Annotated in this window: 13 protein-coding genes; 5 read left to right on the top strand and 8 right to left on the bottom strand. The window is 72.8% G+C overall.

Translation table 11 applies throughout. The features are described 5' to 3' along the window. Nucleotides 1-72 precede the first annotated feature (72 nt). Nucleotides 73-858 carry an ABC transporter ATP-binding protein gene (locus ACFYWM_RS18815; protein ID WP_389916256.1) on the bottom strand — a complete coding sequence of 262 codons (786 nt, stop codon included), beginning with the start codon at nt 856-858 and terminating at the stop codon, nt 73-75. A gap of 102 nt (nt 859-960) precedes the next feature. On the opposite strand from ACFYWM_RS18815, the gene ACFYWM_RS18810 reads away from it, so the two are divergent. The 5 genes from ACFYWM_RS18810 to ACFYWM_RS18790 all read left to right on the top strand — a co-directional run bounded on the left by ACFYWM_RS18810 (nt 961) and on the right by ACFYWM_RS18790 (nt 5,958). Next, on the top strand, nt 961-2,565 hold the full coding sequence (locus ACFYWM_RS18810; RefSeq protein WP_389916254.1) for an acyl-CoA carboxylase subunit beta: 1,605 nt from the start codon (nt 961-963) through the stop codon (nt 2,563-2,565). After that, nucleotides 2,562-2,768: an acyl-CoA carboxylase subunit epsilon gene (locus ACFYWM_RS18805; RefSeq protein ID WP_389916252.1), complete on the top strand. Its 207-nt coding sequence runs from the start codon at nt 2,562-2,564 to the stop codon at nt 2,766-2,768. Before ACFYWM_RS18810 ends, ACFYWM_RS18805 begins: the two co-directional genes overlap by 4 nt. Nucleotides 2,769-2,869: 101 nt before the next feature. Continuing rightward, complete coding sequence (locus ACFYWM_RS18800) at nt 2,870-3,811, top strand: NYN domain-containing protein (protein WP_389916250.1); 942 nt, start codon at nt 2,870-2,872, stop codon at nt 3,809-3,811. 210 nt (nt 3,812-4,021) lie between these two features. Next, entirely contained in the window at nt 4,022-5,431 is a 1,410-nt protein-coding gene (locus ACFYWM_RS18795; protein ID WP_389916248.1) for an AlkA N-terminal domain-containing protein, read from the top strand. Beyond that, nucleotides 5,428-5,958, top strand: coding sequence for a methylated-DNA--[protein]-cysteine S-methyltransferase (locus ACFYWM_RS18790; RefSeq protein ID WP_389916246.1), 531 nt, complete (start codon nt 5,428-5,430; stop codon nt 5,956-5,958). The genes ACFYWM_RS18795 and ACFYWM_RS18790 overlap by 4 nt, the downstream gene beginning before the upstream one ends. Before the next feature lie 197 nt (nt 5,959-6,155). Here ACFYWM_RS18790 and ACFYWM_RS18785 read toward each other — a convergent pair whose 3' ends face one another. From ACFYWM_RS18785 to ACFYWM_RS18755, 7 genes are all read right to left on the bottom strand, one after another. Continuing rightward, entirely contained in the window at nt 6,156-7,091 is a 936-nt protein-coding gene (locus ACFYWM_RS18785; RefSeq protein ID WP_389916244.1) for a hypothetical protein, read from the bottom strand. After that, on the bottom strand, nt 7,088-7,723 hold the full coding sequence (locus ACFYWM_RS18780; protein ID WP_389916242.1) for a hypothetical protein: 636 nt from the start codon (nt 7,721-7,723) through the stop codon (nt 7,088-7,090). Before ACFYWM_RS18780 ends, ACFYWM_RS18785 begins: the two co-directional genes overlap by 4 nt. 203 nt (nt 7,724-7,926) lie before the next feature. Continuing rightward, nucleotides 7,927-10,860 carry a BTAD domain-containing putative transcriptional regulator gene (locus tag ACFYWM_RS18775; protein ID WP_389916240.1) on the bottom strand — a complete coding sequence of 978 codons (2,934 nt, stop codon included), beginning with the start codon at nt 10,858-10,860 and terminating at the stop codon, nt 7,927-7,929. Nucleotides 10,861-10,912: 52 nt separating this feature from the next. Beyond that, nucleotides 10,913-11,320: a pilus assembly protein TadG-related protein gene (locus ACFYWM_RS18770; protein WP_389916238.1), complete on the bottom strand. Its 408-nt coding sequence runs from the start codon at nt 11,318-11,320 to the stop codon at nt 10,913-10,915. Between the two features lie 227 nt (nt 11,321-11,547). Continuing rightward, on the bottom strand, nt 11,548-11,982 hold the full coding sequence (locus ACFYWM_RS18765) for a TadE/TadG family type IV pilus assembly protein (RefSeq protein WP_389916236.1): 435 nt from the start codon (nt 11,980-11,982) through the stop codon (nt 11,548-11,550). Then, nucleotides 11,973-12,551 (bottom strand): TadE/TadG family type IV pilus assembly protein, encoded by a 579-nt coding sequence (locus ACFYWM_RS18760; RefSeq protein ID WP_389916234.1) that lies wholly within the window; start codon nt 12,549-12,551, stop codon nt 11,973-11,975. The genes ACFYWM_RS18765 and ACFYWM_RS18760 overlap by 10 nt, the downstream gene beginning before the upstream one ends. Next, entirely contained in the window at nt 12,538-12,789 is a 252-nt protein-coding gene (locus tag ACFYWM_RS18755; protein WP_389916232.1) for a Flp family type IVb pilin, read from the bottom strand. The genes ACFYWM_RS18760 and ACFYWM_RS18755 overlap by 14 nt, the downstream gene beginning before the upstream one ends.

Raw genomic sequence — 12,789 nt, 5'->3', positions numbered from 1 at the left:
CTTCTCCCCGCGCGCCCGCGCTCACCCCGTCGTCCCTTCCGTCCCCCTGCCGTCCGGTCCCGTCCGGCGCGCTCACGAGGGGGTCGCGCCCAGCCACGACAGGCCCTCCCGTCCCTGCGGGCCGTCGCCGTCGCGGGCGCCGACCAGGCCGAGAAAGGCCTCGTTGAGGCTGCGGCCCGCCCTGACCTCGTCCAGCGGCCCCTGGGCGACGATCCGCCCGCGGTCCATCACCGAGACCCAGTCGCACAGGCGCTCGACGAGCTCCATGACGTGGCTGGAGAAGACCACCGTCGACCCGGAGGCGGTGTAGCGACGAAGCACCTCGACGAGCGTGTTGGCGCTGACCGGGTCGACGCCCTCGAACGGCTCGTCGAGGAAGAGCACCTCGGGGTTGTGCAGCAGCGCCGCGGCCAGGCCGATCTTCTTGCGCATTCCGGTGGAGTAGTCGACGACGAGCTTGTCGGCCGACTCGGTCAGGTCCATGACCTTCAGCAGCTCCTCGGCCCGCCGCCCCACCTCGGCCCTGGGGATGCCGCGGAGCTGGCCGTTGTAGGAGAGCAGCTCCCTGCCCGACAGCCGCTCGAACAGGCGCAGCCCCTCGGGGAGCACGCCGATGCGGCCCTTGACCGCGACCTGGTCGCGCCAGACGTCGGCGCCGCCGATGTGGACCGAGCCGTCGTCGGGGCGCAGGAGGCCCGTGACCATGCTGAGCGTGGTGGTCTTCCCGGCGCCGTTGGGGCCGACCAGCCCGGCGAAACCGCCCCGCGGCACCACCAGGTCGACACCTCCCACGGCCACCTGCTGCCCGAACCTCTTGAGCAGCCCCCGCGTCCTTACCGCCTCCGTGACCTCCGGCATGGCGCCTCCCCTCCCGCGGCCCGCGCGATCGGCCGCCTCGCACGGGAAACGAACGATCGCCCCCGATAGTTCGCGATGTCAGGGGACGGTTACTCTGCTGGGATGAGCGAGTCCCTGAGCGCCGAACCACTGGATTCCGGACCCGACATCCACACCACGGCCGGGAAGCTGGCCGACCTGGAGCGCCGCCTGGGCGAGGCGGCCCGCGCCGGCTCGGCGCGCGCCGTCGAGAGGCAACACGCCGCGGGGAAGATGACCGCCAGGGAGCGGGTGCTCGCCCTCCTCGACGAGGGCAGCTTCGTGGAGTTCGACAAGCTCGCCAGGCACCGGTCCACGAGCTTCGGCCTGGAGCGCGAGCGGCCGTACGGCGACGGGGTCGTGACCGGCCACGGCACGGTCGACGGCCGCCCGGTCGCGGTGTTCGCCCAGGACTTCACCGTCTTCGGCGGCTCCCTGGGCGAGGTCTTCGGAGAGAAGATCGTCAAGGTCATGGACCACGCGCTGAAGACCGGCTGCCCGGTGATCGGGATCAACGACTCCGGGGGCGCGCGCATCCAGGAGGGCGTCGTCTCGCTGGGCCTGTACGCGGAGATCTTCAAGCGGAACGTCCACGCCTCCGGGGTGATCCCGCAGATCTCGCTGGTCATGGGCCCCTGCGCGGGTGGCGCCGTCTACTCGCCCGCGCTCACCGACTTCGTGCTGATGGTGTCGGAGAAGTCGCACATGTTCATCACCGGCCCCGACGTGATCAGGACGGTCACCGGCGAGGAGGTGACGTTCGAGGAGCTCGGCGGGGCGCACACGCACAACTCCCGCTCGGGCGTGGCCCACTACGAGGCCTCCGACGAGGCCGACTGCCTGGAGTTCGCCAGGGCGCTGCTGTCGTACCTGCCGTCCAACAACATGGACGACGCCCCGGCGTTCGACGCCGACCCGTCGCTGGAGACCACCGACGAGGACCTCGAACTCGACACGCTGATCCCCGACTCGGCGAACCAGCCCTACGACATGCACACGGTCCTCGAACACGTCCTGGACGACGGCGAATTCCTGGAGGTGCACGCGCAATTCGCGCCCAACATCCTCGTGGGTTTCGGCCGGGTCGAGGGACGCTCGGTGGGGATCGTCGCCAACCAGCCGATGAGTTTCGCCGGCACGCTGGACATCGCGGCCTCCGAGAAAGCCGCGCGATTCGTCCGTACGTGCGACGCCTTCAACATTCCCGTTCTGACATTCGTCGACGTACCGGGATTCCTGCCGGGCACCGACCAGGAATGGAACGGGATCATCCGGCGCGGCGCCAAACTGCTCTACGCCTACGCGGAGGCGACCGTGCCCCTGGTCACGGTCATCACCCGCAAGGCCTACGGCGGGGCGTACGACGTCATGGGGTCCAAGCACCTGGGCGCCGACGTCAACCTGGCCTGGCCGACCGCGCAGATCGCGGTGATGGGCGCGCAGGGCGCGGTCAACATCCTCTACCGGCGCGAGCTCGCCGCGGCCGAGGATCCGGACGCCCAGCGGGCCAGGTTCGTCGCCGAGTACGAGGACACTCTCGCCAACCCGTATCTCGCGGCCGAACGCGGGTACGTGGACGCGGTGATCCGCCCCTCCGACACCCGGGTCCAGGTCGTCAAGGCGCTGCGGACCCTGCGCAACAAGCGCGCGACCCTGCCCCCGAAGAAGCACGGGAACATCCCGCTATGAGACATTTGAAGATCATTAAAGGGGACGCGACACCCGAGGAGATCGCCGCGGTGGTGATCGCCCTCTCGACGCGCGCCGCACCGGCGAGTCCGGCACCAAAAGCCCCGCAGACATCGAAATCCTGGAGCAATCACTCACATCGCATGCGAAAAGCACTTCCCACCGGACAAGGCGCATGGCGATCCAGCGCACTGCCGAGATAGATCCCGGGAACGGGGTGTCAACTTGCACGAGAGTTGGGACCATCTAAGAAATGGGCGCATATAGTCAGCCGATCAGCTAGTTCCGAGGCCTGGAGGACGACATGACCATCCTGGACCTCACGTCCCGTCCCCTCGCCGCGAAGTACGCCGTCCTGGTCGACGTCGGCTATCTGTACGCGGCGGCCGGAGAGGTGCTCCTCAGTGCCAAGGAGCGCAAGGAGTATCGGGTGGCGGCCGACGAGCTGATCCAGGCGTTGCAGAAGCACGCGGAGGAGCGCATCCACGGCGAGCTGCTCCGGATCTACTGGTACGACGCCGCCCGCGACCGGGTGCCGACCGTGGACCAGCGGGTCATCGCCCAGCTGCCCTGGGTCAAGGTGCGCCTGGGCAACCTGAACGCGCGGGGCCAGCAGAAGGGCGTGGACGCGCAGATAAGGAGTGACCTGGAGGCGCTGGCCAGGCATCACGCGGTGAGCGACACGATACTGCTGGCCGGGGACGAGGACATGGTCCCCGCCGTGGAGGCCGCCCAGGCCTACGGGGTGCGGATCCACCTCTGGGGCGTGGAGCCCCCCTACGGCACCAACCAGGCCGAGCGCCTGGTCTGGGAGTCCGACACCGTCGAGATCATCAGCGCCGACTTCCTGCGGTCCTACTTCAGCCGCGCCCCCGCGCCGGTGCCGGTGCCGGTCCCGCCGATCGCCCCCTCCCCCGCCCAGGTCTTCGCCGGGCGCACCGCCGCCAAGCCCAAGGTCCCGGCGGGCCAGGTCACCAAGCTGGGCCCGAGCCGCCCGCGCGTCGAGGAGGTCGGCGAGCACGTGGCCCAGAAGTGGATCCTCACCCGTGGCCGCGACAACATCCGCGACCTGCTGCCGGGGCCGATCCTGCCCACGGTGATCGACACCGAGCTGCTCATCGAGGCGGAGAAGGAGCTGGGCCACTCCCTGCGTCCCTACCCCGAGGCACGCGTCTGGCTCCGCGACGGGTTCTGGGCCCGCGTCTACCGGGAGTTCGAGATCGGGGTCGGCGTCTCCTCCAAGTGAGGGCCGCCGTCTCCCCGCGAGGGAGGCCCCTGGGGGACCGGCGTCCCGAGGGATCGGCCCCACGGTAGGGAGGCCCCTGGGGGACCGGCGTCCCGAGGGATCGGCCCCACGGTCACGTACGCTCGCTCGACGTCCCTCCCGTGAGGGCCGCCACGGCCATGTCCGATTCCCGCCAGCCGTACCCCCCGCGCCGCGAGTAGCGTCGTCGATGTGTCCGTCAAAGAGCTCGACTTCGACTCCTGCTACCGCGCGGTGGCCGCGAGGGACGCCCGGTTCGACGGGCGGTTCTACACGGCGGTCACCTCCACCCGCATCTACTGCCGGCCGATCTGCCCGGCACGCACCCCCGCCACCCGCAACGTGCGGTTCTACCGGCACGCGGCCTCCGCCGAGGCGGCCGGGTTCCGGCCGTGCAAGCGCTGCCGGCCGGAGCTGAGTCCCGGCGACCCCGGCTGGGACCACCGGGGCGACCTGGTCGGCCGGGCGCTCCGGCTGATCGACGAGGGCGTGGCGGACGACGGCGGGATGACCCGGCTGGCCGGGCGGCTGCACATCACCGGACGGCACCTGCACCGGCTGTTCACCGCGGAGATCGGCGTGGGCCCGCTGGCCGTGGCCAGGACCAAGCGCCTGCTGCTGGCCAAGCAGCTGCTCACCGAGACCGGGCTGCCGATCGTCGACGTGGCGTTCGCGTCGGGCTTCGGCAGCGTCCGGCAGTTCAACGCGACCATGAAGGACACCTACGGCTTCACCCCCGGCGAGCTGCGGGCGACGACGGGGGGCAGGCCCGGGATGTGCGGCGACGCCCTGACCCTGCGACTGCACCGCAGGGAGCCGTACGACGCCGCGACCCTGATGCGCTTCCTGGCGGCGCGGGCGATCCCCGGGCTGGAGCACGCCGACGGCACCTCCTACAGCCGGGCCGTCCCCGGCGGCACGATCACCCTCACCCCCGGGCCGGACCACGTGCGGCTGGAGGTGAGTGTCGACGACACCCGCCACCTGGCCAGGATCGTCGCCCGCTGCCGCCGCCTCCTCGACCTCGACGCGGACCCCGAGGCCATCTCCGCGGCCCTCGGCGAGACCTCGCTGGGACCGCTCGTCTCCGCCCGCCCCGGACTGCGCGTGCCCGGCGCCTGGGACGGCTTCGAGATGGCCGTACGCGCCGTGATCGGCCAGCAGATCTCCGTCGCGGGCGCCCGCACCATCCTCGGCCGCGTCACGGCCGGGGCCGGGCGCCCCACCGGCGGGCAGGGGCTGACCCACCTGTTCCCGTCCGCGGAGGAGCTCGCCGAGGCCGATCTCGGCGGGCTGGGCCTGACCGGGCGGCGGGTGGCGACGCTGAGGGCGCTCGCCACGAGGGTGGCGGGCGGCGAGATCGACCTCGACGGCGCGCAGGAGCCCGCGGAGGCGGTGTCCCGGCTGCTGGAGGTCCCCGGGATCGGGCCGTGGACCTCCGGCTACATCGCGCTGCGGGCGCTGCGCGACCCGGACGCCTGGCCCGGCGGAGACCTCGGCCTGCGGCGGGCGATGGCCTGCCTGGGCATCCCCGAAGACCACATCGAGCGGTGGCGCCCCTGGCGGGCGTACGCCGCGCTGCACCTTTGGAGTTCGGAATGATAGAGGCACAGGTTCTCGACACCCCGGTCGGCCCGCTGGCCCTGCTCGCCCGCGAAGGCGTGCTGCTGGCGGCGGGCTTCACCACCACGGGCCCGGAGGAGATGTTCGCCCGGCTCTCCCCGGAGCTGCGCGCCGAGGGGCTGACCCTCACCGACGACCTGGGCCGGCCGGCGCGGGCGGCACGCGACTACCTGGACGGCGACCTGACCGCCCTCGACGCGGTGCCGGTGGAACAGCCGGGCACTCCCACGCGGCAGCGGCTGCTCACCGCCCTGCGCCAGGTGCCCGCGGGCGTCACGATCAGCTACGCCGAGCTCGCCGAGCGGGCGGGACTGCCCAGGACCGCGGCCAGGGCCGCCGGTTCGGCGTGCGCGCGGAACCTGATCGCGCCGTTCGTCCCCTGTCACCGCATCCTGCCGTCCACCGGCGGGTTCGGCGGCTACTACTACGGCACCCCGGTCAAGCAGTGGCTGCTCACCCACGAGGGGGCCCCGGCCGCCGAACGGCTCAGGATCCGGGAGTCCTGAGAGCCAGAGGTTCTGGGTCGGGAGTTCTGGGCCAGAGGTTCTGGGCCAAGGGTTCTGGGCCACGGGTTCTGGGCCGGGAGGAGGGCCCGCCGGCCGGTCCTCCCGCTCCGGGAGGACCGGCCCGGTCGCGGGTGCGGACCGGCCGCCGGGAGGGCCGTTACCCGGTCTTCCCGGCCGTGACCGGCCCCGAGGGGTCGCTAACCGGTCTTCCTGACCGTGCTCTGCACCTCGCCCACCGGGACGTCACGGGTGCCCCCCACCTCGACCGGGTCGTACGCGAAGGGCACCTCACCCCCGACACCCGCGGCCTCGATGTCCCAGACCGCGGTGACCTCCAGCACGTAGACGCCGCGCGGCTGGTCGATCGAGGCCCGCAGGTAGGTCACCCCGCAGGTGGGCTCGCCGGCGCCCTCCTTGTACGGCGTGCCGCCCGTTTCGCACCCGCTGTCCTCGACCTTCGCCCGGTCATCGGTGGTGCCCGGCTCGATCTCGATCCTCCCGCGGGTGGCGGTCACGGTGGCGCTCATGATCCCGGGCAGTGTCGCGGTCACGGACCGGGTGGTCTCGCCGACGTCGCCCAGCCAGACCCAGGTCGGCAGGTTGACGTAGCTCTTGGCGTCCGGGTTGAGCTCGACCTTCGGCTCGGGCACGGTCAGCGCGGCGCGGGCGATGTCGGCCAGCTGGGCCATGGTGATCCCGGCGGGCGGGGTCGTGTTGGGCGGCACGAACACGTAGGTGTCCAGCGCCATCTGGCAGCTCACCCCGTTGGGGTCGGACGCGTCGTGGGCGACCGTCCACCAGCGCCCCTCCTCGCCGAGCTTCTCCACGAACGGCTCCAGGGCCTCGTGCCGGGTCTGCGGCGCGCCCGGGTCCACCCGGGTCGACTTCTGCTGGAAGTCCAGCATGTCCGAGGCGTTCTGAGCGGGTTCGTACCAGCAGGGACGCTTGAGCCGGTAACCGTCGCTTCTTCCCCCGCGGCCGTTCCCGCTGATGATGATCTGGGAGTTCTTCAGGCTGATCCGTGCCGTGTTCCCGTCCTGGCCGCCTCGGACCTGAACATCGGGGCCACCACCGCCGCCGCCGGGGTTCGGGGCGAGCAGGAGCAGCCCCGCGACCACCATATTCATGATCATCGAAGACATCCCTTCGAGGCTTCACTGAAAGGTTTGGCGTGCCGGAGCAGCTTGATCCGCCAGATCCCGTCGTCACCCCGCCGGAGACCGGCGACCTGGAGGAACGGACGCCTGGCCCAGTCGGGCTGCCTGCGGACCGCCTTCCCGGTCTCGGCGTCCAGCAGCCGCATCCCGGTCTCGTCCACGCACGCGTTCAACTCGGCACCCCGGCCGGTGACCGAGACGACGTTCAGCGCGTACAGCCTGGAGGTCCCCCGCACCGAGCGGCGCTGGTCCAGGAACGCCTTGACCCAGGTGTACGCGTCCGTGCTCGCCCCCTCCTGGACCGTGCCGAGGTACGCGGTGTCCCGGCCCCCGGTGACGACAGCCCGGAAGGACCCGGCCCGGTAGTCGCGGAAAGAGTCGATCATCGCGGTGGTGTCCCGGTCGGGCGCGGCCGGCCACTCCACCACGACCTGGACGTCAGGGGAGACCTCGACCGTCTCCACCTTCGGCTCCGTCCGCGCGGGGCCTGGCGAGGAGCCCTCGGCGGAAAGGTCGGCGGGAAGGTCGGCGGGGGTGAACCGCTCGGCCTCCGAAGGGGTACAGGCCGTCGCCGCCAGGAGCACGACCAGCACGATCGCGACACGCACACCGATCACGTTAGGAGCGCCCAACCGCCGAAACCACCGACATGCACGATTCGGCATGGTTCTCTCCCCCGCCTCCGTACGACGTCCCGCCACGCCACCGCTCCCACCACGGTCTCCCGCGTCCCTCGCTCGACGGTCGTCCGGCACGGCACCCGCCCGCCACCGCGTGACGTGCGGCCCGTGGGCCCGGTCCGCCGGGCCCGTCATGCCGTCGGGGCCGAGCGCATCCGCCACGAGGGCAGCAGCTCGTCGATGAGGGCCTCGGTCTCGGGCGCCATCCCGCCGCCGTAGGGGTGGGAGGCGGCCCGCCGGTGCAGGGCGTCGACCACGGCGCGCAGGCGGACGGGGTCGGCGGTGAGGTGGGTGGCCCGCAGCAGGTCGCGCCAGAGCCCCTCGTCGTCCGCGGCCAGCAGCAGCCCGGCGCGCACCGCCGCCACGGCCTGGTCGGTCTCGCCGCGCGCCAGCCGCACCTCGCAGAGCCGGTGCGCGGCGTCCGCGACGCTCGCGGTCACGTTGTACTCCAGGTCGTCGGCGGCCAGCCAGGCGTAGCGGCCACGCGGGCGGCCGTTCAGCAGCGGGCCCCGTACCAGGCCCAGCGCCCTGTCGAGGAGCTCGGGACGCGCGCCGGGGTCGGCGTGCGACCGGCGGACGAGGTCGCGGAAGAGCATCCAGTCGGTACGCACCTCGGGGCCGAAGCGGAGCCGCCCGGACTCGTCGGCGTAGAGGTTGGGGCGCCCCTGGCTGTCGGTGCCCAGCCAGGCGACGACCCTGGCGATCGTGGCGTCCCTGACCACCGGCTGCACGCCCCTCGGCCAGAGGATGCCGCCGAGCACCACGGGGTGGACGCCGCCGGGGTGTGTCGCCAGGTAGACGGCCATCTCCACGGCGATCACGGCCCGGCCCTCCTCCATGGGCGGGGGGCCGACGACCTCCGCGGGGCCGAGGACGCGCACCTCGACCGACGGCGTGTGCGTGACCGGCTCCGGCTCGTCGGGAAGCGCCTCGCCCTCCAGCCGTTCGGTCGCCAGGAACAGGTCGACCAGCGCCCGGTACTGGCGGCGGGGCAGCAGCTGCGCGGCCACGTCGAAGCCGAGCGCGTCGACCTCGGCACGGCCCTCCTCGGTGATCGTCCAGTTCCAGGTGGCGTGCGGTACGTCACCCGCGACGACGTACCCGGCGGCCGTCCTGACGCCCTTCCTGGCGAGCAGCGCCAGGCGGCGGCCCTCCTCGGGGGTGGGGGCGATCGCGGACAGCAGGTAGTGCGGGGCGCAGACCGGGTCCGCGACCCGCCCGTGGATCCGGCCGGTGAGCACCTCGCCGCCGTGGGCGCGCCCCTCGGCCGCGGCCTCCAGCTCGGGCAGGATCTCCGCCAGGCCGCCCACGTACCTGATCCGGTCGGGGGCGATCACGGTCAGCTCCTCGCCGAAGCCGACCAGGGTGACGCGCATCCGGTCCGACCAGCGGTTGGTGGCCAGCTCCACGGCGAGCGCGGCCAGGGCCGCGGTGGTCTGCGGGCCGCGGATGCTGATCGGCCCGTGAGCGGCCTCCAGGTCGACGAGCACCCGGCCCTCACCGTTGGAACCGAGCGAGACCAGCCCGGGGTACGGGGCGGGCGCGTCGGCGAGCGACCGCTCGTCGAGCATCCGGCCCTCGTGCGCGGGAAGCCGCCAGACCTGCCCTCCGTCGTGGGCGGTCCAGGGCTCGGGCGCGTCGGGGTCGGGCGGGTGGATCCACAGGTCGAGGGTCTGCGGCGACAGGTGGGCGGCGTAGACGGTGGGCGGGACGCGGTTCTGGGCGGCGAGGGACCTGCCGAGGAGCCGGAGTCCGACGTCGAGCATCCGGCTGCCGGGGGCGTCGGCGCCGAGCCTGAGCGCGAGCTCGGCCTCGGCCGCGTCGTCCCTGGGCCGGGTGATCCGGTGCCCGAACGCCCGGTGCCAGAGCTGCTGCCTGCGCCTGCGTCCCAGCGCCACCAGCAGTCCGGCCGCCGCGAGCGAGGCCCCGGCCAGGTAGTCGAGCGTCCCCAGCCCGGCCTCCTGCCCGCTCCGCGGGGGTTCGGTCACCGCCGCGGGGTCGCGCCGCTCCACCTGGCCGGGGTCCTGGCGCCCGCCGTCGGGCACGGTGTGCGAAGGGCGCTCGGTCACCTCGGGACGCGCCTGCCCGGGGCCGGTCTCCCGCGCCCCGTCGGCACCGGCCTTCTCACCGGCCCTGTCTGCGGTCCTGTCGCCGGTCCTGTCTGCGGCCCTGTCACGGGCATCGTCGCGGGAGCCGTCGCGGGGGTCGGAGACCTCGGGTGCGGGTTCCGCGGGGAGGTCGGCCTGGCCGGGGGTGAAGGTCTGGGTGCGGCCGTCCAGCTCCACCGGCTTGTCCCGGTGCTCCTTGAGGGTGTCGTCGCGCGGCTGGGAGGCCGGGACGAGGTGGATGTTGCGCGCGTCGTCCGGCATGTCCAGGACCCAGCCGGGCCTGATCAGGTCGGCCATGTGGAGGCGGCTGCCGTCGGGCTGCTCCTTGTGCTGGTTGAGCCGGTAGATCTCCGGATACCGGCGCCCGTCGCCCAGGCACTTCTCGGCGATCTCCCACAGGCTCTCGTGGTGGCGCCCGTGCGGCGGCTGCACCACGTAGACCTTCTTGGCCTTCCGCACCGGCTCCAGCTCGGCCCGCTCGTCGGCGGCCGGGCCGGACATCGCGGAGAGTCCGGTGGAGACGACGCCGGGAGTCGCGGGCGGCAGGCTGGTCAGCTTCGCGATCGGCAGGGCCACCGCCGAGACGGTGAACAGCAGCATGGCCGCCGAGACCAGCTTGTTGGCGAACATCTGGGTGCCGCCGGAGAGCGGCACCCGGGCCGGCATGCCGACCCGGCGCAGCCCGGCGTAGATCTCGACCAGCACGCAGATCACCAGCTGCAGCCAGGCGAGCCAGACCAGCAGCACGAGGATCGCGACGATCGTGCTCGTACCGACCTGGCTGGTCAGCAGGTCGAGGTTGAGCAGCTCGGGCGGGAGCGGCGGCCCGGCCAGCCGGAACAGGGCGTAGGGCACCCCCGCGATGAGCGCGACCAGGACGGCCAGCGCGCCGAGGCCCGCCAGCAGGTCCCCCGGTGTGCGCCTGGCCTTGATGCGCGCGGGCTGTCGCGTGGGCATTCGTCTCCCTCCCCGTCCAGATTCGTCCTCGGTCAACCGGTGGGCCAGCGATTCACGGCAATTGGTCTTCCCCGATGTCCGGCCCGGCCGTGGCCTGGGCCTCCATGTCCGAGCCGGGGAAGCCGAAGGCGGCCAGGAAGAACGCCTTCCAGGTGACGGAGACGCCCACGCTGACCTCGGCCTGGCCGCCGCCGAGCGTGCACTCCGTGAGTTGTACGTCGCCGCCGCCGTGGGCGGAGACGATCTCCTCGGCCTCCGCGCAGCTCTCCCCCTCCCCCAGCAGCCGGGCCTGGCCGGTGGCGCGCAGGTGCTCGACGTCGATCCGGTCGGCGGCGGCCCTGGCGGCCTGCTCGGCGACGTCGGCCGCGCGCAGCCGGGCGTTGATCGCGGCCCCGCCGTCGACGAGCAGCCCGGCCAGCAGGAACACCACCACGGAGAAGATCACCGTGAATATCGACATCGACCCCCGCTGCGCCCGGCTCCTGAAGAGGGACGGGGTCACGGGGTTGGCCGGGCTCACGGGGTCCACCGGGCCCACCAAGTCCACGGGATCCACCGGGCTCGCCGGGCCCTCAGGGCCCATCAGGTCCACAGGGCCCGCGGGATTCACCGGGTTCGCTCCTCGGCCCTCCGGAACGACTTCGGCGGGGCTCACCGCCCGGCCCTCCGTACGTGCTCCGGTGAGACTCATTCCTCGACCCTCCGGAACTGCTCCAGCGGGACCACCGAGTCGCCCTTCATCTCCTTGGCCGCGCCGAAGCCCAGGAAGTCCAGGTTCAGGGAGCAGGTCACCTCGGCGTGGACGTGGCCGCCCTCCTTCCAGGTCGTACCGGACAGGCTGACCTCCGGCTCGCACTCGCCCGACAGGGCGCCGCGGGCCGCCTCGTCCGCGGCGGCCTCGGCGTCGGACAGGGTGCGCTCGACGGAGGCGGCCCTGGCGGCGTCCCTGGCGGCTCCGTTGACCTCGCCCTGTGCCTCCACCACCCTGCCCGCGCCCACCAGGAACAGCAGGAACAGCAGGAAGACCGGGGCCAGCAGCACCGTCTCGGTGCTGAGGGACCCGCGGTCGCCGCCGGTCTTGGGGATCAAGCCGGCCTTGGGGATCAAGGGGATCACTCGCACCCTTCGCTCCCGTCGTCGGGCCGGAAGCACTCGATGGGACCGCCGAAGCGCGCGGTGACGGTGAACGTGGTGGACGGCAGCAGCGGGACGACCTGGACCGCCGAGGCGGTCACCTCGACACCCCGCCGGTCGCCCTCCTCCCAGGCGGTGACCGTGGCGCCTTCGAGGAGTTTCGGGCCGACGGTGCGGATCAGCTCCTGGGCGCGGGACTCGGCGTCCTGCTGCCAGGACTCGGTGTCGACCCGGGCGAGCCGCGCCCCCTCCCTGGCGGCGGCGTCGGCGATCTGGCGTCCGTGGAACCAGAGGGCGAACTGCACGATGAGCAGGACGACGACCAGCAGCACCGGCATGATGATCGCCAGCTCCACGACCGTGGCGCCGCGCTCGCCGCCACGGCCCTCGGTACCCGGGCGCTCACGACGCCGAGGCCTCCTCACCCGGTCGCGCTCGCCGTCCCTCGCCCGATCGCCCCGGTTCTCCCGGGTGCCCCGGATCTCGCGGTCGCCCCGGTTCTCCGGGTTCTCCCGGCTCTCCCGGGCGCGGTGCCGCGAGCGATCACGGGTCTCCAAGTTCGCCGCCCCCGCCCCCGCCGCCCCCGCCTCCGCCGAACTGGTTGGAGATCTCGGCCTGCTTCCCCTCGACGAGGGTCTTGATGAGGGTGGCGAGTCCGAGCGCCACCCCGGCGATGATGGCCGTGATGATGACCCATTCGACGGCGGAGGCTCCCCGGGTGGGGGCGCTGCGCGCCTTCTCGATCCGGACGCTCAGGACGGCGGTCGCGTACACGATCCACGGATGGCTCAGCAT

This window comes from Streptosporangium sp. NPDC002721 (genome assembly GCF_042888905.1).
Classification (GTDB): domain Bacteria; phylum Actinomycetota; class Actinomycetes; order Streptosporangiales; family Streptosporangiaceae; genus Streptosporangium.
Note: the sequence above shows the minus strand (reverse complement) of the source record. Positions and strands in the feature narration are given on the sequence as shown.